Genomic DNA, 19,427 nt, shown 5'->3' with positions numbered 1-19,427 from the left:
TTGCAGGCAAAAAAGAACCCGGCGCCTGAATGTGCCGGGCTCTGGTATCTTATACGTCGGGAGGAGGGGGGCTGTCACCCTCATCGCCGGGGTCTTGCGCTGCGTTCTCGTCCGGTGCGTCCTCAAAACCGGGGGGAGGGGCATCATCGCCTGAGGCACTTGCGGACGCCGCATGTTCATCCGCCACGGGCGGCGGCGCGTCCCCACTTGCTGCGACATTGGCGTCTTCGCCCATGTCCATGGGCGGAGGCGGCGCGCCGGTCCCATCATCCATCGCGAAACTTTGCGATGCGCTTGTGCCGCCATCCATCTGGACGGTCACGGTAATTGAATTTGACATCATCTTTCTCCAATCGCGCTCAGCGCATTACCACGCGTTCAATCTGGTTGTTGATGATATAGACATCCACCTTCTTGGCGCCAGCACGGGCAGCGTTCAGGGCATGAAAGACATTCGAGACACCATCGCTGCTGCCTGTCTTGATCTTTTGCCAGCCGGAAATGCCGCTGATGATCGCATGACAGTTCTGCGAGTCTTTTGAGGTATAGGTGCGTGAAACGGTTTTGTTATTATGCCACATGAGAAATTCTCCTGATAAAAATGATACTGAAAAGAAATTATAAAAGTTGAGCGCGGTAGACTTTGTCGCCGTCTTTGAAAAGGGACAGCTTTTTGCCGAACGCCATTGCAGAACAGCAAATGTCGAAAACATTGCTACAGCCATCGGTCGTGTCCGGATCAATGCGAATCCACCCCTGACCCTGCGGCATGACCCAGCAGTTTTTCGTGCCCGACGTCGCATAGACCCGCGCAACATCAACGGTTTCCCAAAGCTGATAGATGCTTTGGATGGCGGCAATATCGCCAGCACTCAGCCCGGTGCGTTGACCTAGGGTCTTGCCCGGCGGGATCGATTCAATGGTCGGCTGCCCGTTCTTGGAAAAAGCATAGCGGCCATAGTGCATGATGGAACCGTAGTCATAAGGCCCCACATCATCTCCGTCTGCAATGTGCTGGTTGAAATTGTGCTCTTTGCCGCTCGTGATGTTCTGCCAGTTGATCTTGACCTTGGTATCGCGGTCTTCCCGGCTTTGTTCATGCCAAAGCCCGAACGCATGGCCAATTTCATGAACAGTCGCACCAAACCCGCAGCCACCGGCAAGGCCGATTTCCTGCTTACCGCCGCGCATGCCGACCTGGCTCCAACAGCCGGTTGCAGGGCGAAACCGCACGTAATTGGGATATTGCGCTTTGTTTGAATTGGTGCGCAGCACAAAGCGCATGCCGGTGTTCTGTTTCCAATGCGCGATGGCGTCATTGACCCGCTGCACGTTGGTGGCGGGCAGGGCCGGATCGATTTCATAGGGCATCAGGGCACCCGGCCAGCGTCGATTGGCCCCCGTGATCACGACACCATGTGCAATCTCATCCGGATCATCGCCCGCATCCAGGGCAGCCTTGGCCGCTGCGGTGCGCTCTTCGACTTCCTCCACTGTGCCAAGCACAATGCACCCTTCAAACACGGCAAGCCCATCGACTGCCGCATATTGCACCGTTTTGTTTTTGAAAGTATCGCCTGAGATTATGCCGGTTCGGACGTCGTTGCTGGTTAACAGACCCCCACAGCAGCAATCTTCCTCATCATGTTGGGACATGCTGGTATTCCTTTAAAATTGACTTTGTTAAACACAAAAAATAGATGCCGCTAAATATGGTGCGACACCCAAATGGTGCCAAAATAGCGCCACTCTGGCAAGAAGTTTAAAGGTACGATCTTGTGTGGGTTGTGTAACTTGCTGTTTCCAAACCCATTTACAGGCTTGGCGAAAGTTCCGATTGTGCACAAAAAAGAGGCCGCACCGGAAGGCGCGACCTCTGGAAAATCAAAATAGTGAGTCGGATTAGAAACCGAGACCCGCGTATTTGTTCTTGAATTTGGACACGCGACCGCCGGTGTCGAGCAGGCGCGAAGACCCGCCTGTCCAGGCCGGGTGTGCCGATGGGTCGATGTCAAGCGACAGCTGGTCGCCTTCCTTGCCCCATGTGGATTTCATCTGAATGATTGTACCATCGGTCATTTTGACATCGATGATGTGATAATCTGGATGTGTATCTGCTTTCATCGGTCCGCTCCTTAAACGCTCGCGCCCGACTTGGGCTTGTAATTCGTGTTTTCCGCGATACGCGCGGATTTTCCGCGACGGCTGCGCAGATAGTACAGTTTCGCGCGCCGCACGCGGCCGCGGCGCACAACAGCGATGCTGTCGATATTGGTGGAGTGCAGCGGGAATACCCGCTCAACGCCTTCACCGAAAGAAATTTTGCGCACCGTGAAGGATCCGGCGATGCCGTGACCGTTGTTGCGTGCGATGCACACACCTTCGTAGTTCTGAACCCGGGTACGCGTACCCTCGGTTACTTTAAATCCGACGCGGATGGTGTCACCGGCGCGGAAGTCAGGGATGTCTTTTCCCAGAGCGGTGATTTGTTCCGCTTCAATCTGTGCAATCAGATCCATCTGATCGTCTCCTATGATGCTCGTGGTATGTCCACGAAGTTTGTGCGTGTTTCAGAGCTTCGGGATTTACCGGCGCGCCGCAGCGCCCGCCCGGAGGATACAAACATCATTCCTTATTCATGAGATTCCATACGGAACCGGCCCGGACCCGCAAAAGCGACTCCAAGTTCGCGCTGTCTAAGAGGAAACAGAGCACAGATCAAGCCTATTTGATCCAGTGGGCACGGCTGCTTGAAATAATCCGTTGGCCTTTGTGCCTAGCTACCGGTTTCTGGTTGCTTTCCTGTCCAGTCGTGGTGACCGCGCGCATTCATGATGGAACTCATTCTGATCCCATCTGCACGCAGGTGCAGCAATGCCGTGGATTTATAGGGCGCCGTTGCGCGCATGCCATTGCGCAACAAATTGGTTTCATAACTGCCAAGCCATGTGCCATCGCTGCATTCCTCAAGTCCAAGAGGGACGCGGAATATGCGGTCCAACTGCATGGCATCACATGCTTGCAGATAAAGGGCAAAATTCTCGCGCAGCTCTTCATCGGTCTTGATGACGATGGGACCAGCGCTGGTGATCAGTGAAAATGTATAGAGCACACGTTTTCTCCAGCGCGCAAAATCACGCTCGATAAAACACTCCGAGACATCGTCCAAAAAGGACTGAAAATCGCTTTCGTTCAAAATTCGCTTACCTGGCTCAACAATAATACTGCAGAGCGTACAAGGTGGCGCGGGCTCACTCAATGGTTTCGCGTTTTGGTAGCTCACTTTGTCGCGATGATCGACCGGAGGTTGTTTTTCGGATCAACAGGTTGCGCAGTGATGCGTATCATCCTGTACTTGAGCGTCCCCGTCCGAAAAAACGAGTCTGACTGGCGAATAAACGGCGGCTTGATATGGCTGTCAAATACCAAAAGCGTGCGGTTTTTCAAGCGGTACAGACGTCGGGGCCTGTGGTGCCAACGATACTTCACAGTGCCTTTTTTTGACGTTTGATAGGTGTATCTGGCTTGGCTGCGGTGTCAGTCTTTGCCGGTTTTGGCCGCCCAAAGGTCAGGCCGACGCTTCTGAGTTAATCGGTGTGATTCCGCCTCGCGCCATTTCGCGATCTCTGCATGATTGCCGGACATCAGTACGTCGGGGATTGCATGCCCCTCCCATAGCGCCGGGCGGGTGAACTGTGGATGTTCAAGCAGACCGTTCGAGTGGCTTTCTTCAACGGTGCTTTCCACGTTGCCCAAAACACCCGGCAAAAGCCGGACCGTGGCATCCAGCACTGTTTGCGCCGCAATCTCACCGCCTGTCAAAACATAGTCGCCGATGGACACCTCGGTGACGCCAAAATGCTCCAGAACGCGTTCATCGACCCCTTCAAAGCGCCCACACAACACAGTGACACCATCACAACGCGCCAGATCCTTGGCCATTTCCTGTGTAAACGGACGGCCCCGCGGGGACATGTAAAGGATCGGCCAGCGCCCCCGCGCAAAACGCTGTGCCGCCTCGATCGCCGGGCCGACGACATCTGCGCGCATGACCATACCCGCCCCACCGCCTGCGGGTGTGTCATCCACGTTGCGGTGCTTGCCGACACCAAAGCTGCGCAGATCATGAGTGTGCAACTGCCAGCGCCCGTCCTGCAGGGCTTTGCCCGTCAGCGACAGGCCAAGGACACCGGGAAAGGTATCCGGGAACAGGGTGACGATGCGGGCCTGCCAAACGCCTGACAGCTCTTCGTCCGTGCCGATCAGGGAGCTTGGGGTGCGCGTCGCCCGGATGGTCTTGCGGCCATGGCTTTTGGGTGCCTGCGCCACCTCAGAGCGCCCCTTCCGGCGGATCGGCGATTATTTTGCCAGCGCGCAGATCAACGGTTGGGATCACCGCAAGCGTGAAGGGGAGCAGAACGGTTTCTGACGACCCGACCCGCTGGACTTCGAGGATGTCACCGGCCCCATGATCAGCGACCGTCTTGACGCTGCCCAGAAGTTCCCCTCCGGTATCAAGGACTTGGAGGCCAATCAGGTCGGTATAATAGTATTCATCATCGGGCAGGGACGGCAATTGATCACGCAGCGCAAAGAGTTGCACACCCTTCAGCGCATCCGCCTCTTCTTTGGTTGTCACTTCTGCGATCCGCGCGACAAAGCCGCCTTTGATCGGACGCACGAGGGCGAGGTGAAAATGACGCTGCCCGTCTTCGCTCGTCAAAGGGGCGTAGGTTTCGATATCTTCGGCGGTGGCGCAGAAACTTTTGATGCGCAATTCGCCACGCACACCGTAGGCGCCCGCGATGGCACCGACACAGATCTTTTCGTCGCTCATGGTACGTTCCTGCATAGGCCAGCATCCATCGTGCCACCGGCGGTTCGGCATTTTTCAGATGTATTGTTTCGCTCGAACATCAGCCCTGCGAGAAAGGCTGCGAGGATCAGGAAAAGCAATCGGATCGGTTTGAACACGGCTCTGTCCCGGTTTGAAATTCAGGCGGTGTGCCCCGGCCTGCGCAACACAGGCCGGAGGGCTTTTGGATAGGCGGGACAAGCCCGCCGCGCAGATTATTCTGCGGCTGCTTCTTCTTCGGCGGGGGCTGCCGCTTTGGCGGCTTTCTCTTCGGCGCGCTCCTGGGCTTTCTTGCCGGGTGTGCCCTTCTTTGGGTTGTTGCGCTCGGCTTTTTCTTTCAGGCCTGCGGCCTCAAGCATACGGGAAACGCGGTCTGTGGGCTGTGCGCCCTGACCCAGCCAGTACTGCACGCGCTCGGCGTCCATTTTCACGCGCTCTTCGCTGTCTTTGGGCAGCAAGGGGTTGTAAGTACCCAGTTTTTCGATGAAGCGCCCGTCGCGTGGCATGCGGCTGTCCGCTGCAACGATACGGTAGAAGGGGCGCTTTTTGGAGCCGCCGCGGGCGAGACGAATTTTCATGGCCATGGTCTTGTTTCCTTTGGATGTGTGGGGCGCGTTATGCGCCTTATGATTGGTGTTTGTGGTGGTGCTGAATGACTTCAGCGATGATGAAGTTAAGAAACTTCTTGGCAAATTCCGGGTCGAGGTCGGCCCGGTTTGCCAAATCTTCGAGCCGTTCGATCTGTGCCGCTTCACGCGACGGATCGGACGGGGGAAGGTCGTGTTCGGCTTTGAGTTTCCCCACAGCCTGCGTATGTTTGAACCGCTCGCCGAGGGTATAGACGAGGATGGCATCCAGACGGTCGATGGAAGCGCGATGCTCTTTCAACAGGCTCGCGGCACGGGTTGCGGCGTCGCTCATTCTGGGCCTCCGAAACGGTGATTTTGGGCGGTCGGTATCACGTCGGTGATACGTCGGTATTGCGTCGGTGCGCGGCGCGCGCATGCTTTACGATCAGTCAAGGGCCCAGCCTTTCGGTTTGAAGAGCGGATCGGCGTAGTGGCTGATCTCCATCTCGATGCCATGGGACAGTTGCGAGCCGCGCAGATCCGCCGGAGCCGGGTGGCGGTAAACGGCGTCATTGCCGTCGATGGTGGCCGCGTCGTGATCCTTGAGCGCGCCCAGACGTTCGGCCAGCCGGATGCTGTCGAGGTTCTTGGGGTCGATGTAGCTGACCGCGGTGTCCCAGCCGCAAAACCCATAGAGATAACTGCGCACCGCATGGGTGGCCTCAAGCGCGTAGCCCTTGCCGTTCTTGTCAGGCCAGATCACCCATGCGATTTCCGCTTCGGGCCATTTCGCCGGCTTCCAGCCGCCTGCCATGCCGTAGGTTTCATCCGTTTCCTTGTCGTGGATCATCCACATGCCGTAGCCGCGGATCTGCCAGTGGCCGATTTCGGCGGCGTAGAGCATCCATGCCTCATAGGCATTGAGCGGGCCGCCCATGAACCGCGCGCGGTAGCTGGTAAAGGTCGCCTTGAAATCCGGATAATCCTCTGGCTCGGGGCCGCGCAGGATCAGGCGTCTGGTTTCAATTACAGGGATAAGTGTGCTCACGACAACGCCTCCGGAGAGGGATGCCGGTACACCATCATGGTACCCAAATGCGGATGTGAGTGGTTCTTTTCGCGCACAGCGCCCAACGCAGTTGCAACGCGGACTGACGCTTCGTTACCCACGCCGATCATACTTACCACAGTGGACCACCCAAGCGTTTCATAGGCATATGCACGTGATGCGCGACCTGCCTCGGTCGCGTAGCCTTTGCCAGTGCCCGACCAGATGCACCACCCCACTTCGGGTTCCGGCCAGTCAAGCGGATTGTGCAGGCCGACAAGTCCAATGGGGGCGTCGCTGTCTTTGAGCGTGACAATCCAGCGCCCATAGCCACGCAGCGCCCAATGTCCAATGACCTGACAAGTATAGCGCCACGTTTCAGGTTCGGTCATCGGTCCGCCCACATACTTTGCGGCGTCACTTGCGTAAAATGCAGCAAAAGCCGGGACATCAGCCTGTGTCGGCGCGCGCAAAACCAGCCGGTCTGTCGTTATGGTGGGGATCGTTGTCATGCTATTTCTTTTTGCCAAACCCTGAAAGACCGGGTGGCAATGCGGCACCACCACCCATGCCGCCGAGACCTCCGGGAAGCCTGCCGCCCATTTGCTTGGCGGCGGCTTCGAGCGCCTTGGGGTCCATGCCTGCGGCCATGTCCTGTGGCGACGCACCGCCCTTGCCGAACATGCCTTTCATGGCCTGTTTCATCATGCCGCCCTTGCCCATTTTGCCCATCTTTTTCATCATGTCGCCCATCTGGCGGTGCATCTTGAGCAGTTTGTTCAGTTCGGAGACTTCCAGCCCGGCACCCTTGGCGATCCGCTTTTTGCGGCTGGCCTGCAGGATTTGTGGGTTGGCGCGTTCTTTCTTGGTCATCGACTGGATCAGCGCGATCTGGCGTTTGAGGATATTGTCGTCAAAGCCTGCATCCTCGACCTGTTTGGCCATTTTACCCATGCCGGGCATCATGCCCATCATGCCCTGCATGCCGCCCATTTTCTGCATCTGTTCAAGCTGCATGCGCAGGTCGTTCATGGTGAAGTGACCCTTCATCATGCGTTTGACCATTTTCTCGGATTGCTCAAGTTCGAGCGTTTCCTGCGCTTTTTCCACGAGGGCCACGATGTCGCCCATGCCGAGGATGCGGCCTGCCACGCGGTCCGGCTCGAAGGTTTCGAGCGCGTCCATCTTTTCGCCAAGGCCGACGAATTTGATCGGTTTGCCGGTGACCGCGCGCATGGAAAGTGCGGCACCACCGCGCCCGTCACCGTCCATCCGGGTCAGCACCACGCCGGAGATGCCGATGCGTTCGTCAAAGTTCTGGGCGGTGTGCACGGCGTCCTGACCGGTCAGCCCGTCGACCACCAGCAGCGTTTCACGCGGGTTTGCGACGTCGCGGACGGCTTCGACCTGGCTCATCAACTCTTCGTCGATGGACAGACGGCCGGCGGTGTCCAGCATATAGACGTCATAGCCACCAAGCCCGGCTTGCGTCTTGGCGCGTTTGGCGATGGCGACGGGGTCCTGTCCGGCGATGATCGGCAGGGTGTCGACACCGATCTGAGCACCGAGGATGGCGAGTTGTTCCATCGCGGCGGGGCGGTTGACGTCGAGCGAGGCCATCAGCACGCGTTTGCCGTCTTTTTCCTTGAGGCGTTTGGCGAGTTTGGCGGTGGTCGTGGTTTTACCGGAACCTTGCAGGCCGACCATCAGGACCGGGGCGGGCGGGTTGTCGACCTTGAGCGTGCCGGGTTCGCCCTCGCCCTTGAGCACGTCGATCAGCGCGTCATGCACGATCTTGACGACTTGCTGGCCGGGCGTGATGGATTTTGTGACGGCCTGTCCGGTGGCTTTTTCCTGTACCGCTTTGACGAAATCGCGCGCGACGGGCAGAGACACATCCGCCTCCAGCAGGGCGACGCGGACCTCGCGCAGGGCGGTTTTCACGTCCTCCTCGGAGAGCGCACCTTGCTTTGTCAGACGGTCAAAGACGCCGGAGAGGCGTTCGGACAGATTTTCAAACATGGGCCATGGCCCCCTTCGTTTTCGGTTGCAGGATGCCCCTGATGTAGGCACCCGGCATGAATTTCACAAACGCCCGGTGTCATTGCAATGGGACAAAACCAAATGGTTTTGCCCCCGTGGGCGCAACGCGCTGACGGAGGGCGATCCCGGATGCACCGGGACCGGAAGGGATAAACTTCCGGATATGCGCGCTGCTTTAAAGGGCGGCAGCCTTCAAGTCAAGTCTTGCTCTCTGGTGTGCGGGCCGCGTCGAGCCAGCCGTTGATGCGTGCGGCGATGTCCTTGGCACGGGTGCCGCCCGCATAGCCGGTCGTGAGCGGGCGGCGGTTTTCATCGCCCCCCGCGGTAAAGGTCAGAGCCACGCGGTGCGAGCCTGCGGTGTCGCCCTGACCTTTGTGGGTTTCGACGATCGCGGCGTCGATCTGACCGAGGCGAAAGACCTCATGCTGCACCCCGGACAGACGGTGTGTGTCGATGGTGCACGTGCCGCTGATCCGGCTGAAGGCAATCTGAACCCGTTCTGCGCCGAACCAGAGGGCGGGCGCCACGAGGCCAGCGGTCGCGAGCAGCGCGATGACAGCCTTGAGCCATTCACCCTGCAGGATGTTCCACACGCCTGCACCCAGCGCCAACAGGGCACCGGCAGCCAGCGCGATGCACAGGAATATGGGCCGGTGCAGCAGCAGGAGTTCATCGGGCGTTTGGCGGATCAGTTTCATCCCCGTGAGATAGCGCACCCGGCCCTGTTCGGCCACAGTAGGTTTTGGCACTATATACAATCAGCGTGTGACCCGCGGTTTGATGCAGTTGCATCTGGTGTCCAACGTGGGACCTCCAGCGCGGGGAATTGCGGTTAAGCGCTTGTGAATGGTTTTTTGATTAAGTGGCCGCAAAGGGATCGCGGCATCTATCTTCTTTGTGACTGGGCAAGGCTTACTTCCGGCTTGTCTTGGCCTGTGAAATTGTGAAACCTGACGTTTTGCGCGCATCAAACCGAGTGAGGTGAATGATGAATAACTGGGACGAGATTAAAACAGCGTTTCAAGTGGCACGTATGGGGACTGTCAGCGGCGCGGCTGAAGTGCTTGGTGTGCATCATGCAACCGTGATCCGGCATGTGGACGCGCTGGAAGGGCGTCTTGGCGTCAAATTGTTTCAGCGTCATGCGCGCGGCTATACCGCAACCGAAGCGGGGCAGGATTTGCTGCGCGTTGCGCAGGCCACCGATGATCAGTTCCATCAGCTTGCCGGGCGCATCAAGGGGCGCGGCAATGAGGTGTCGGGCGATCTTGTGGTCACGTCGCTGATTGATCTGTCCTCGCGCATGGTGCCTGTGTTGGTGGCGTTTCAGAATGCCTATCCGGATGTTGTCGTGCGTTACCTCACGGGCGAACGCCTGTTTCGGCTGGAATATGGTGAGGCGCATGTGGCGATCCGCGCAGGCACGGTGCCGGATCAGCCGGACAATGTCGTGCAGGAATTTCGCCATCACAGGGTCGCCTTGTTCGCGACCAAGGATTATATCGCCGAATACGGTCGCCCGAACGGGGTCAAGAGTTTTGGTGATCACCGCTTTGTGGCGCATGATGCGGAAAACAACCGCGCGCCTTTCGAGCAATGGCTGCGTCAGAATGTGCCCGCCTCAAGCATCAGGTTTCGCAGCTCGGACACGCGGGCGCAGCGGGAGGCTATTCTGGAGGGTGCGGGTATCGGGTTCCTGCCGGCCTTTGAGGCCCGGTCGCGTCCGGAGCTGGTCGAGGTGCATCCCGAACAGGAAGGGTGGAGTGGCCCGTTGTGGCTTGTGACGCATGTGGATTTGCACCGTACCACCAAGGTGCAGACTTTCCTGAGTTTTGTAAAAGACGCCGCGCAAGAGTGGGACGAGTGACACCTGCGCAAAAGGGCCATGCATCGATGCTGCTGTTCTCAGCGCTGGTGGCGGGGTCTTTTTCACTGGGCGGACAGATTGCCAATGAGGTCGCGCCTGCTGCATTGAATGCCTTGCGGTTTTGGCTCGCGGCTGGCGTGATCGGTCTTGCTGCGCTGGCCACGACAGGTATGCCCCGCCATGCCTTTGTGGCGTCCTGGCGCTATGCGGTGCTGGGCGGGCTGTTCGGGACCTACTTTGTGCTTATGTTCGAAGGGCTGAAGACTGCACCGCCGGTCAGTGCTGCCGCCGTTTTCACCCTGACACCCGTGATCGCGGCGGGGTTCGGGTGGCTGTTGCTGCGCCAGATCGTGACGCCGCGCATCGCAGTCGCCTTGGTCATCGGTGCCATGGGTGCGCTTTGGGTAATTTTTCGCGCGGATCTGGCAGCACTCAAGGCCTTTGCCATCGGGCGGGGCGAGATCATCTATTTCATCGGCTGCATCTGCCATGCGCTTTACACACCGATGGTGCGCAAACTGAACCGGGGGGAACCCGCGGTGGTGTTCACCTTTGGCACGCTTGTGGCGGGCGCGATCTTGTTGACGGTCTTTGGCTGGCGCGACATCGCGGCGACCCCGTGGACTGACTTGTCCGGCATGGTCTGGTTTACGCTGATTTATCTGTCGTTTTTTGCCTCTGCGGCGAGTTTCGTGTTGTTGCAGACGGCCACGCTGTGCCTGCCGTCTTCCAAGGTGATGGCCTATACCTATCTCGTGCCAAGCTGGGTTATCGGCTGGGAGGCGATGCTGGGGCAGGGGCTGCCACCGCCGATCATACTGGGGGGGGCAGGGTTGACGATGATCGCGCTGGCCTTGCTGCTGCGCGATGAGGGGGCGGTGCCGCGCCCCGTGCCTTAGTCGCGATCCTCGGGAGGGGGCACTTCTGCCGCCAGAAACCGTTCAAATGCGTCGAGGTTGACAGGTTCGAATTGTCCGAACCCCTGCATCCAGACAGAGGCTGCGCGCAGCGCGTCCGGCTCAAGCTTGCACCATTTCACCCGGCCGCGTTTTTCTTGAGAGATCAGACCCGACAGCATCAGAACGCGCAGGTGTTTTGAGATCGCCGCCAGTGACATCTCAAAAGGGTCGGCGACGTCTGTGACGGCCATATCATCCTCCAGCAACATGGCGAGGATGGCCCGACGGGTCGGGTCTGCAAGGGCTGCAAAAACCTGATCTAGGTCTCGTGTCATGCCGCCCGATCTGCACCTTTGGCAGTAAAACGTCAACCAAATGGTTGAATATCGCTTTTCGTGCAATGCGGGGAATGCACACCTGCGACAGGGTGACCTGCCGTTGTTGCGCGGTATATTTTATCTATTTATTTCATTATGTTGGGCGGCATTGTCCCGAATGTCAAAGCCGGTTGACTCACGCCGCGCTGCACCGTAGCACAAAGCAACTCCTTGAAGGGGCAAATTGCGCGTGACTGATCCAGACCAACAGCAGCGACTAGAGCAGCTTGAGGCTAAGATTGCCGCCGCGAAAAAGGCACAAGAGCCGGGCCCCCGATCGGATGAGCACTATTCCCAAGCGCAACTGGCGTGGCGGATGGTCATCGAACTCGTTGCCGGTCTTGGGATCGGGTTCGGTATTGGATACGGGCTGGATGTTCTGTTTGGAACGCTGCCGATATTCATGGTGCTGTTTACGATGCTGGGTCTGGCGGCCGGGGTGAAGACGATGCTCCGCTCCGCGCAGGAAATCCAGGAAAAGAAGTTGGCCGAAGAGGCCGCAGATCGAGACGAGGGAGCCTGACATGGCGGACAAGGCAGAAGGCGGCGGGTTGGTTTTCAAACCAATGGAGCAGTTTGAGATTACTGCGCTCTTTGGGGGTGACGTAACCTGGTACACGCCGACGAACACGGCGCTTTGGATGGGTTTTTCGATCATTGCCGTGATTTTGCTGCTGGTTGTCGGAAGCTCGAAGCGGGCCATTGTGCCGTCGCGTGCGCAGTCGGTCGCGGAACTGGCCTATGGTTTCATCTACAAGATGGTTGAAGACATCTGCGGCAAGGAAGGGTTGAAGTTTTTCCCCTACATCATGACGCTTTTCATGTTCATTGTCTGCGCCAACTTCCTTGGCCTGATCCCATCCTCTTTCACGCCGACGTCGCATTTTGCGGTAACTGTTGTGCTCGCGATGGCGGTGTTCGTGACCGTGACCATTCTGGGATTTGTCAAGAATGGCTCCGCTTTCCTGAGCCTGTTCTGGGTTGCCTCGGCGCCGCTGGCGTTGCGCCCCGTTCTGGCGATCATCGAGATTATCTCTTATTTCGTGCGTCCGGTCAGCCACTCCATTCGTCTGGCGGGCAACGTCATGGCGGGCCACGCGGTGATCAAGGTTTTTGCAGGCTTTGCAGCGCTGACCCTTGTCAGCCCGGTCGCGATCCTGGGCATCACGGCGATGTACGGTTTGGAGGTCCTCGTGTCCTTCATTCAGGCCTATGTTTTCACAATTCTGACGTGCGTTTATCTGAAAGACGCGCTTCACCCGCATCACTAATTCGGGCGGCTACACCCGTTCAAATACTCAACTTCCAATCGTAAGGAGAATTCACATGGAAGGCGAACTCGCACACATCGGCGCAGGTCTGGCGGCAATCGGTTCCGGGGCAGCAGCCATCGGTGTTGGTAATGTTGCAGGCAACTACCTCGCAGGCGCTCTGCGCAACCCATCCGCTGCGGCATCGCAGACGGCAACACTCTTCATCGGCATCGCGTTCGCCGAGGCGCTGGGCATCTTTGCCTTCCTCGTCGCTCTGCTGCTGATGTTCGCTGTCTAAGATTTAGACAGACGAAATCCTTACGGTCGGGCGGCGCGGTTGACGCGCTGCCCGATGTAACGGCCCGGTTCCACCGCAGCCCGTTTCTTGCAGGAGATAACAATGGCAACTGAAACAAATGGCGCTGATGTCGCGGCTTCCAGCCCGGGCATGCCACAGCTGGATTTTTCCACTTGGGGGAACCAGATATTCTGGTTGGTGATCACGCTTGTCGTGATTTACATGGTGCTTTCAAAGGTCGCTCTGCCACGGATCGCAGCGATCCTGTCCGAGCGTCAGGGCACAATCACAAACGACATTGCCACGGCTGAGGACTTCAAAGCCAAGGCGAAAGAGGCCGAAGCCGCCTATGAAAAGGCACTGGCTGACGCGCGCGCCGAGGCGCACCGCATTGTCGCCGAGGCGAAGGCTGACATTCAGAGCGATCTGGATGTGGCAATATCCAAGGCAGATGCCGAAATTTCGGCAAAAGCTGCGGAGTCCGAGAAAGCGATTTCGGAAATACGCGCAGGTGCTGCTGAAGCGATCCAGCAGGTTGCCAAAGACACCGCGCAGGAAATCGTTGCAACATTCGGCGGCAAGGCAGATGCCAAAGCCGTGAATGCAGCGGTTGATGGCCAGTTGAAAGGATGAAGCAGATGCGTAATATTTCACGTCTTTCAGCGCTTGCAGTCGCCATGCTGGCGGCCAACCCGGCCCTTGCGGCGGGGGGTGGGATATCCCTCCAGAACACCGATTTTGTAGTTTTCCTTGGCCTTGTCGTTTTCATCGGCATTCTGGTGTATTTCAAAGTGCCGGGCATGATCGGCAAGATGCTCGACGGGCGTGCCGAAGGCATCGAGGGTGAACTCAACGAAGCGCGTGCGCTGCGTGAGGAAGCCCAGACCCTGCTTGCGAGCTACGAACGTAAGCACCGCGAAGTGCAGGAACAAGCCGACCGTATCGTGGAAGCCGCCAAGGAAGAGGCGACGATTGCTGCTGAGCAGGCGCGCGCTGATCTTGAGGTGTCACTGGCGCGTCGGGTGGCGGCGGCGGAAGATCAGATCGCGAGCGCTCAAGCTGCGGCGATCAAGGATGTACGTGACCAGTCAGTCAGCGTTGCCATCGCGGCCGCGCGTGAGGTGATCGCCAAGCAGTTGACTGCCGCTGATGCGAACCAGTTGATTGATGGCGCGATCGCCGAAGTGGAAGCTAAACTTCACTAGCGGTACATCGCTACACGGACGAAAGGGCCCGGTTCCAGACCGGGCTTTTTGCTGTTTAACCGCAGGTTAGCGCCCGGTTCCGCGCCCTGTTTCCTTGACGTGATCCAGACGCTGCTGCGCTGTTTCCTCATTTTCGGCGGCCCTGACATCGTCCCTCAGCGAGGTTTCGATGTAATCAAGATGTGCTGCAACGGCGGCGCGCGCACCTGCGCCATCCCGCGCCTGAAGGGCCACATTGATGGCGCGGTGCTGGTCCAGCAAGACGCCGCGTGTCGTACGCTGTTTGAACATGACCTGCCGATTATAAAACACGCCCTCGCGCAATAGCTGATACATCGACCGCATCATGTGCAGCATCACGACATTATGGCTGGCCTCGATAATCGCCATGTGGAATTTCGCATCCAGATGGGCGTCGTTTTCAGGATTGCGTTTGCCGTGGGCGATTTCCATTTGATCGAGTATCTCCTGCACCACGCGCAGGTCCGTATCGGAGGCGAGCCGGGCGGCGCGCTCTGCGGCCAGCCCTTCCATGTCGCGGCGGAAAGACAGATAGTCGAACATCGCCTTATCGTGTCGGGCAAACAGCTGCACCAAGGCGGGCGAAAACGCCGAGCCCAGAACATCGGCCACATAGACACCGGCACCGGCCTTGGTGCTCAGCAGGCCCTTTTCCTGCAAGAGCCCGATGGCCTCACGCAGGCTGGGCCTTGAGACGCAGAGACGTTCCGCCAGCTCCCTTTCGGCGGGCAGTCGTTCGCCGGGCAGAAGGATGCCACGCAGGATCAACCCTTCAATCTGATGCACAACAGCAATCGAGAGCTTTTCGGACACAACGGGGCGAAATGGCATTGGAATCTCCTCACTGGTAAAATGATATGACCAAAAGGAGGACGCAGCAAACGGTTTAGCCGCGACACGATGTGGCCGCTCCCAGCGGTTTTCAGACGGATTGCCCGCGCCCGTTCAGGCCGGCAACGCCGGTTTCACCGCAATATGTTGTGGATAACCTGCGCATTGCCGCAGACTGTAGGGTCTTTCAGTTGACTTATGGGGTGTCACGGCGGCAGGCTATAGCCTCTGGGAATCAATGGACAGATAGCGGTGCGCTTTTCAAAACTCAGGCTGACCGGCTTTAAAAGCTTTGTGGATCCGACCGATCTGGTGATCGCTGACGGGTTAACCGGTGTGGTTGGGCCGAATGGTTGCGGTAAGTCGAACCTGCTGGAAGCGCTGCGCTGGGTCATGGGCGAAAACCGCCCCACTGCCATGCGTGGCGGCGGGATGGAGGACGTGATTTTTGCCGGGGCAGCAACACGGCCCGCGCGGAATTTTGCCGAAGTTGTCTTGCAGATTGATAACTCGGACCGGCTTGCCCCGGCGGGTTTCAATGATGATGACGTGCTTGAGATTGTCCGCAGGATCACCCGAGATGTGGGCAGCGCCTATAAGGTCGGGGCGCGGGATGTGCGCGCGCGCGATGTGCAAATGCTCTTTGCGGATGCATCGACGGGGGCGCATTCGCCCGCGCTGGTCCGTCAGGGTCAGATTGCCGAGTTGATCAATGCCAAACCCAAAAGCCGCCGGCGTATCCTCGAAGAAGCGGCAGGTATTTCGGGCCTCTATCAACGCCGTCACGAGGCCGAACTGAAGTTGAAGGGGGCGGAAACGAATCTCGCCCGCGTTGATGATGTGATCGAGCAATTGGCGGCGCAATTGGCGCAACTGGCCCGTCAGGCGCGTCAGGCGGCGCGCTATCGTGAGATCGGCAATGACCTGCGCCGTGCCGAGGGGATGTTGCTGTATCGGCGCTGGCGCGAGGCAGACGATGCCCGCGCTTCGGCTGAGGATGCGTTGCGTGCGCAGGTCACGGCGGCGGCGCAGGCGGAGGGTGCGGTCAGGCAGGCGGCCAAGGCGCGCACTGCAGCGGATGAAGCCCTGCCGCCCCTGCGCGAAGAAGAAGCGATCGCGGGCGCGGTCGTGCAACGCCTGGCCGTGCAGCGGGACACGCTGGCGGATCAGGACGCGCGCGCGCAGTCGTTGATCGAGACGTTGAATGGCCGCATCGCACAGTTGAGCCGGGACATCGAGCGCGAAGGCGGGTTGAACCGGGATGCGGGGGAAACCATCGCGCGGCTTGAGTGGGAAGCGCAGGAGTTGGAAAAGGCCGCTGAAGGCCACGATGAGGCCTTGGCGGCGGCAGCGGAAGCGGCCCGGGAAGCGGCGGCTGTTTTACAGACGCGCGAGGACGAAATGTCTGAACAGACCGAGGATGTGGCCCGCCTTGCGGCGCGTCATGGTTCGGCCCAGCGGTTGTTGGAAGACAGCCGCAAGACCAAAGAGAAAGCCGAGAGCGAGGCCACCAAGGCCCGCGAGGCCGTTGCCGCCTCAACGCAGGCGCTAACAAAGGCGGGCGGTGATTTTTCGGTTGCGCAGGAGGCCGAAGCGGCGGCGGTGACGCAGGCGGCGGCGGCGGATAAGGCATTGATTGACGCCGAAGAAGCGCGCGCGGACACGCAGGCGCTAGAAGCGGAGGCGCGCGCGCAGAGATCTGAGGCAGAGGGCGAGTTGAACGCGCTGCGGGCCGAGGTTGGTGCCCTCGCTAAGCTGTTGGAGCGCGATACTGCCGAAGGTGGGCAAATTCTGGACCGCTTGCAGGTCGGGCATGGGTTTGAAAAGGCTTTGGGCGCAGCCCTTGCCGATGATTTGCGCGCGCCGCAGGTTGAGGTGGACGGCCCCTCGGGCTGGTCGGTGTTGCCGGCCTATCCTGCGCCCCAGCCCCTGCCGGAGGGGGTGACGCCGCTGACGCTGCATGTCTCGGTGCCGGATGTGTTGGATCGTCGGATGAGCCAGATCGGGTTGATTGAGCCCGAAGATGCCCCGCGTTTGCAAGCAGCCTTGAAGCCGGGGCAGCGGCTGGTTTCCACCGAGGGGGATTTGTGGCGCTGGGATGGCTATCGGGCCTGGGCTGAGGACGCGCCATCCGCAGCAGCGCTGCGCTTGCAGCAGTTGAACCGGCTTGAGGAATTGAAACAGACGCTTGAGCAGGCCACGCAACGCGCAGGTGGGGCGCGGGCTGCGCATGATGCGCTGAAACTCCAGTTGGAAGAGTTGAGCCGTGCGGATGCGCAAGCGCGCGAGGCGCGGCGCGCGGCGGACCGTGCCGTGGCCGATGCAGGGCGCGCCCTGAGCCGGGCCGAAGCGGATCGCAATCTGGCGGAAGGGCGGCTTGAATCGCTGGGTCTGGCGGTGTCACGGCACGAAGAAGAGGCGATGGGCGCGCGGACCCGTTTGAAAGAAGCGGAAACGGCGCTGGCGGAACTGGGTGATCTGGCCGAAGCGCGCGACCGGGTCGAGGCTATTCGCACCGCGGTTGAGGCCTCGCGCATCACGATGATGTCGCGCCGGTCCGCGCATGATGAGTTGCGCCGTGAGGGGGAGGCCCGGACCAAGCGCGCGCAGGAGGTGACCAAAGAGATCAGCGGCTGGCGGCGCCGTCTTGAGACGGCGGAGAAACGCAATGCCGAACTGATCGAGCGCAAGGCCACTGCCGAGGCGGAGCTGAAAGAGGCCAGTGCGGCACCGGACGAAATCGCCGCCAAACGCGCGGAACTCAGCGAGGCAATCAGTGTGGCAGAAGCGCGCAAAGCGCAGGCCAGCGACAAGCTGTCCGTGGCGGAAGCGGCCCTGCGGGACAGCACGATGGCCGAGCGTGAGGCCGAGCGTCTGGCGTCTGAGGCCCGCGAGGAGCGTGCCAGAGCCGAGGCGCGCAGCGATGCGGCAAAGGAGACCGTTGCGATCGCAGCGGAGCGCATCGCGGATGACGCGCAACTGACGCCGAACCAATTGCTGCAGCAGCTGGATGTGACGCCTGATGACATGCCCCGCGCCGAAGCGCTTGAGGCGGATGTCAACCGGCTCAAGCGTCAGCGGGATGCGTTGGGGGCTGTGAACCTGCGGGCGGAAGAAGACGCCAAGGAAGTGCAGGTCGAGCATGACACGCTGGTGCAGGAGAAAAACGATCTGGAAGAGGCGATCCGGACCTTGCGCGGTGGTATCGCAAGCCTCAACCGCGAAGGGCGCGAGCGGCTTTTGACCGCTTTCGAGCAGGTCAATTCCAATTTCTCGCTGCTGTTCACGCATCTGTTTGGCGGGGGTGAAGCCAACCTTGTCATGGTGGAAAGCGATGATCCGCTTGAGGCCGGGCTTGAGATCATGTGTCAGCCGCCCGGTAAGAAACTGTCGACGCTGAGCTTGCTGTCCGGCGGAGAGCAGACGCTGACCGCGATGGCGTTGATTTTTGCGGTGTTTCTGGCCAACCCGGCGCCGATCTGCGTGTTGGACGAAGTGGATGCGCCGCTGGATGACGCAAATGTGACGCGGTTTTGCGACTTGCTGGACGAGATGTGCCGTCAGACCGACACCCGGTTTCTGATCATCACCCACCATGCGGTCACCATGGCGCGCATGGATCGGCTGTTTGGGGTGACGATGGCGGAACAAGGGGTCAGCCAGCTTGTTTCGGTTGATCTGAAAAAGGCAGAGACGCTGGTTGCCTGATCACTCATTCGTGTCACGCAGTTTTCCCCGAGTGGTCTATGGTGGGCGGATGAGAACTCTGCTTTGCCTGTTTTTTGGACTTGTTGCCTTGCCCACGCTTGCTGCCGAATGGGCGCTGAACGAGACGGACCGCATTCTGGACCGGCAGGAAGTGGATGCGCTGACGGCGGGGCAAACCCTTGTCTTTTATGACGACGGGCAGTCGAAATACTCCGTCGGCGGGGCGTATTCCTATACCTATGCCTCAGGCGAATCCGCTTTCGGTCGCTATGAAATCGAAGAGGATGGTACGGTTTGCATAATCTATCGCAATGGATTTTCGCGATGTGATCGCTACGTGCAAAGTGGCGCACGGATCATCCTGCTGACTGAAAAGGGCTTGCGCTTTCCGGTGCGCCCTGCGGCAAAAAAATAACCCCACAAGGCAGCGGGCCTTGCGGGGTTTAAAGAAAA

The 19,427-nt window shown here is 59.3% G+C and carries 25 protein-coding genes; 9 read left to right on the top strand and 16 right to left on the bottom strand.

The genetic code is table 11. The annotated features are described in order from the left end of the window. Positions 1 to 49: 49 nt before the first annotated feature. From K5Q35_RS17135 to K5Q35_RS17070, 14 genes are all read right to left on the bottom strand, one after another. Positions 50 to 340: a hypothetical protein gene (locus K5Q35_RS17135; RefSeq protein ID WP_220800574.1), complete on the bottom strand. Its 291-nt coding sequence runs from the start codon at positions 338 to 340 to the stop codon at positions 50 to 52. Between the two features lie 19 nt (positions 341 to 359). After that, on the bottom strand, positions 360 to 581 hold the full coding sequence (locus K5Q35_RS17130; protein ID WP_013963312.1) for a hypothetical protein: 222 nt from the start codon (positions 579 to 581) through the stop codon (positions 360 to 362). Positions 582 to 618: 37 nt separating this feature from the next. Beyond that, a complete protein-coding gene (legP, locus tag K5Q35_RS17125) occupies positions 619 to 1,656 on the bottom strand; it encodes a Dot/Icm T4SS effector Zinc-dependent metalloprotease LegP (protein WP_013963311.1) in 1,038 nt (345 codons plus the stop codon). Positions 1,657 to 1,902: 246 nt separating this feature from the next. Then, positions 1,903 to 2,124, bottom strand: coding sequence for a 50S ribosomal protein L31 (gene rpmE, locus K5Q35_RS17120; RefSeq protein WP_013963310.1), 222 nt, complete (start codon positions 2,122 to 2,124; stop codon positions 1,903 to 1,905). Positions 2,125 to 2,135: 11 nt separating this feature from the next. Then, entirely contained in the window at positions 2,136 to 2,519 is a 384-nt protein-coding gene (rplS, locus tag K5Q35_RS17115) for a 50S ribosomal protein L19 (RefSeq protein ID WP_013963309.1), read from the bottom strand. Between the two features lie 257 nt (positions 2,520 to 2,776). Further along, complete coding sequence (locus tag K5Q35_RS17110) at positions 2,777 to 3,112, bottom strand: hypothetical protein (RefSeq protein WP_259650568.1); 336 nt, start codon at positions 3,110 to 3,112, stop codon at positions 2,777 to 2,779. Positions 3,113 to 3,537: 425 nt separating this feature from the next. Next, the gene (gene trmD, locus K5Q35_RS17105; RefSeq protein ID WP_220800570.1) at positions 3,538 to 4,329 is read right to left on the bottom strand and encodes a tRNA (guanosine(37)-N1)-methyltransferase TrmD; all 792 of its coding nucleotides are present in this window, start codon (positions 4,327 to 4,329) and stop codon (positions 3,538 to 3,540) included. Between the two features lies 1 nt (position 4,330). Next, the gene (gene rimM / locus K5Q35_RS17100; protein WP_220800568.1) at positions 4,331 to 4,837 is read right to left on the bottom strand and encodes a ribosome maturation factor RimM; all 507 of its coding nucleotides are present in this window, start codon (positions 4,835 to 4,837) and stop codon (positions 4,331 to 4,333) included. A 233-nt stretch (positions 4,838 to 5,070) separates the two neighbouring features. Continuing rightward, entirely contained in the window at positions 5,071 to 5,439 is a 369-nt protein-coding gene (gene rpsP, locus K5Q35_RS17095) for a 30S ribosomal protein S16 (protein ID WP_013963305.1), read from the bottom strand. A gap of 40 nt (positions 5,440 to 5,479) precedes the next feature. Continuing rightward, positions 5,480 to 5,776 carry a chorismate mutase gene (locus K5Q35_RS17090; RefSeq protein ID WP_011567576.1) on the bottom strand — a complete coding sequence of 99 codons (297 nt, stop codon included), beginning with the start codon at positions 5,774 to 5,776 and terminating at the stop codon, positions 5,480 to 5,482. 93 nt (positions 5,777 to 5,869) lie between these two features. Further along, on the bottom strand, positions 5,870 to 6,472 hold the full coding sequence (locus tag K5Q35_RS17085; RefSeq protein WP_220800566.1) for a GNAT family N-acetyltransferase: 603 nt from the start codon (positions 6,470 to 6,472) through the stop codon (positions 5,870 to 5,872). Continuing rightward, positions 6,469 to 6,984: a GNAT family N-acetyltransferase gene (locus K5Q35_RS17080; protein ID WP_220800564.1), complete on the bottom strand. Its 516-nt coding sequence runs from the start codon at positions 6,982 to 6,984 to the stop codon at positions 6,469 to 6,471. Before K5Q35_RS17080 ends, K5Q35_RS17085 begins: the two co-directional genes overlap by 4 nt. Position 6,985: 1 nt before the next feature. After that, positions 6,986 to 8,494: a signal recognition particle protein gene (gene ffh / locus K5Q35_RS17075; protein ID WP_220800563.1), complete on the bottom strand. Its 1,509-nt coding sequence runs from the start codon at positions 8,492 to 8,494 to the stop codon at positions 6,986 to 6,988. Positions 8,495 to 8,712: 218 nt separating this feature from the next. Beyond that, positions 8,713 to 9,264: a hypothetical protein gene (locus tag K5Q35_RS17070; protein ID WP_220800561.1), complete on the bottom strand. Its 552-nt coding sequence runs from the start codon at positions 9,262 to 9,264 to the stop codon at positions 8,713 to 8,715. Positions 9,265 to 9,503: 239 nt separating this feature from the next. Between K5Q35_RS17070 and K5Q35_RS17065 the strand changes: the two genes are divergently transcribed. Both K5Q35_RS17065 and K5Q35_RS17060 read left to right on the top strand, forming a co-directional pair. Beyond that, complete coding sequence (locus K5Q35_RS17065; protein ID WP_044025712.1) at positions 9,504 to 10,382, top strand: LysR family transcriptional regulator; 879 nt, start codon at positions 9,504 to 9,506, stop codon at positions 10,380 to 10,382. Continuing rightward, entirely contained in the window at positions 10,379 to 11,281 is a 903-nt protein-coding gene (locus K5Q35_RS17060) for a DMT family transporter (protein WP_259650567.1), read from the top strand. The genes K5Q35_RS17065 and K5Q35_RS17060 overlap by 4 nt, the downstream gene beginning before the upstream one ends. Here the strand turns inward: K5Q35_RS17060 and K5Q35_RS17055 are convergent. Next, positions 11,278 to 11,616 carry a helix-turn-helix transcriptional regulator gene (locus tag K5Q35_RS17055; protein ID WP_013963298.1) on the bottom strand — a complete coding sequence of 113 codons (339 nt, stop codon included), beginning with the start codon at positions 11,614 to 11,616 and terminating at the stop codon, positions 11,278 to 11,280. The genes K5Q35_RS17060 and K5Q35_RS17055 overlap by 4 nt on opposite strands. Positions 11,617 to 11,848: 232 nt before the next feature. Between K5Q35_RS17055 and K5Q35_RS17050 the strand changes: the two genes are divergently transcribed. The 5 genes from K5Q35_RS17050 (at position 11,849) to K5Q35_RS17030 (ending at position 14,414) form a co-directional block, all read left to right on the top strand. Beyond that, the gene (locus K5Q35_RS17050) at positions 11,849 to 12,181 is read left to right on the top strand and encodes an AtpZ/AtpI family protein (protein WP_011567584.1); all 333 of its coding nucleotides are present in this window, start codon (positions 11,849 to 11,851) and stop codon (positions 12,179 to 12,181) included. A 1-nt stretch (position 12,182) separates the two neighbouring features. Then, on the top strand, positions 12,183 to 12,929 hold the full coding sequence (locus tag K5Q35_RS17045; protein ID WP_013963297.1) for a F0F1 ATP synthase subunit A: 747 nt from the start codon (positions 12,183 to 12,185) through the stop codon (positions 12,927 to 12,929). 55 nt (positions 12,930 to 12,984) lie between these two features. Next, a complete protein-coding gene (locus K5Q35_RS17040) occupies positions 12,985 to 13,209 on the top strand; it encodes a F0F1 ATP synthase subunit C (RefSeq protein ID WP_011567586.1) in 225 nt (74 codons plus the stop codon). A gap of 102 nt (positions 13,210 to 13,311) precedes the next feature. Then, a complete protein-coding gene (locus tag K5Q35_RS17035) occupies positions 13,312 to 13,842 on the top strand; it encodes a F0F1 ATP synthase subunit B' (protein ID WP_013963296.1) in 531 nt (176 codons plus the stop codon). Positions 13,843 to 13,847: 5 nt separating this feature from the next. Beyond that, complete coding sequence (locus tag K5Q35_RS17030; protein WP_013963295.1) at positions 13,848 to 14,414, top strand: F0F1 ATP synthase subunit B; 567 nt, start codon at positions 13,848 to 13,850, stop codon at positions 14,412 to 14,414. A gap of 66 nt (positions 14,415 to 14,480) precedes the next feature. Here K5Q35_RS17030 and K5Q35_RS17025 read toward each other — a convergent pair whose 3' ends face one another. Further along, positions 14,481 to 15,266 carry a FadR/GntR family transcriptional regulator gene (locus tag K5Q35_RS17025; protein ID WP_013963294.1) on the bottom strand — a complete coding sequence of 262 codons (786 nt, stop codon included), beginning with the start codon at positions 15,264 to 15,266 and terminating at the stop codon, positions 14,481 to 14,483. Between the two features lie 252 nt (positions 15,267 to 15,518). Between K5Q35_RS17025 and K5Q35_RS17020 the strand changes: the two genes are divergently transcribed. Both K5Q35_RS17020 and K5Q35_RS17015 read left to right on the top strand, forming a co-directional pair. Continuing rightward, complete coding sequence (locus K5Q35_RS17020; RefSeq protein ID WP_220800559.1) at positions 15,519 to 18,974, top strand: chromosome segregation SMC family protein; 3,456 nt, start codon at positions 15,519 to 15,521, stop codon at positions 18,972 to 18,974. A 49-nt stretch (positions 18,975 to 19,023) separates the two neighbouring features. Further along, positions 19,024 to 19,389: a hypothetical protein gene (locus tag K5Q35_RS17015; protein WP_013963292.1), complete on the top strand. Its 366-nt coding sequence runs from the start codon at positions 19,024 to 19,026 to the stop codon at positions 19,387 to 19,389. The last annotated feature ends 38 nt before the right edge of the window (positions 19,390 to 19,427 follow it).

Source organism: Roseobacter sp. OBYS 0001, from assembly GCF_019654895.1.
Lineage (GTDB): Bacteria > Pseudomonadota > Alphaproteobacteria > Rhodobacterales > Rhodobacteraceae > Roseobacter > Roseobacter litoralis.
The sequence above is the reverse complement of the archived record's forward strand: the minus strand, read 5'-3'. Positions and strand labels throughout refer to the sequence as shown.

Bases quoted from the DNA above. Each gene is read 5' to 3' on its own strand.
- ffh (WP_220800563.1), bottom strand. From the start codon at position 8,494: ATGTTTGAAAATCTGTCCGAACGCCTCTCCGGCGTCTTTGACCGTCTG.
- K5Q35_RS17080 (WP_220800564.1), bottom strand. From the start codon at position 6,984: ATGACAACGATCCCCACCATAACGACAGACCGGCTGGTTTTGCGCGCG.
- rpmE (WP_013963310.1), bottom strand. From the start codon at position 2,124: ATGAAAGCAGATACACATCCAGATTATCACATCATCGATGTCAAAATG.
- rplS (WP_013963309.1), bottom strand. From the start codon at position 2,519: ATGGATCTGATTGCACAGATTGAAGCGGAACAAATCACCGCTCTGGGA.
- K5Q35_RS17130 (WP_013963312.1), bottom strand. From the start codon at position 581: ATGTGGCATAATAACAAAACCGTTTCACGCACCTATACCTCAAAAGAC.
- K5Q35_RS17090 (WP_011567576.1), bottom strand. From the start codon at position 5,776: ATGAGCGACGCCGCAACCCGTGCCGCGAGCCTGTTGAAAGAGCATCGC.
- legP (WP_013963311.1), bottom strand. From the start codon at position 1,656: ATGTCCCAACATGATGAGGAAGATTGCTGCTGTGGGGGTCTGTTAACC.
- K5Q35_RS17055 (WP_013963298.1), bottom strand. From the start codon at position 11,616: ATGACACGAGACCTAGATCAGGTTTTTGCAGCCCTTGCAGACCCGACC.
- K5Q35_RS17135 (WP_220800574.1), bottom strand. From the start codon at position 340: ATGTCAAATTCAATTACCGTGACCGTCCAGATGGATGGCGGCACAAGC.
- K5Q35_RS17035 (WP_013963296.1), top strand. From the start codon at position 13,312: ATGGCAACTGAAACAAATGGCGCTGATGTCGCGGCTTCCAGCCCGGGC.
- K5Q35_RS17040 (WP_011567586.1), top strand. From the start codon at position 12,985: ATGGAAGGCGAACTCGCACACATCGGCGCAGGTCTGGCGGCAATCGGT.
- K5Q35_RS17025 (WP_013963294.1), bottom strand. From the start codon at position 15,266: ATGCCATTTCGCCCCGTTGTGTCCGAAAAGCTCTCGATTGCTGTTGTG.
- K5Q35_RS17045 (WP_013963297.1), top strand. From the start codon at position 12,183: ATGGCGGACAAGGCAGAAGGCGGCGGGTTGGTTTTCAAACCAATGGAG.
- K5Q35_RS17030 (WP_013963295.1), top strand. From the start codon at position 13,848: ATGCGTAATATTTCACGTCTTTCAGCGCTTGCAGTCGCCATGCTGGCG.
- K5Q35_RS17015 (WP_013963292.1), top strand. From the start codon at position 19,024: ATGAGAACTCTGCTTTGCCTGTTTTTTGGACTTGTTGCCTTGCCCACG.
- rimM (WP_220800568.1), bottom strand. From the start codon at position 4,837: ATGAGCGACGAAAAGATCTGTGTCGGTGCCATCGCGGGCGCCTACGGT.
- K5Q35_RS17065 (WP_044025712.1), top strand. From the start codon at position 9,504: ATGAATAACTGGGACGAGATTAAAACAGCGTTTCAAGTGGCACGTATG.
- rpsP (WP_013963305.1), bottom strand. From the start codon at position 5,439: ATGGCCATGAAAATTCGTCTCGCCCGCGGCGGCTCCAAAAAGCGCCCC.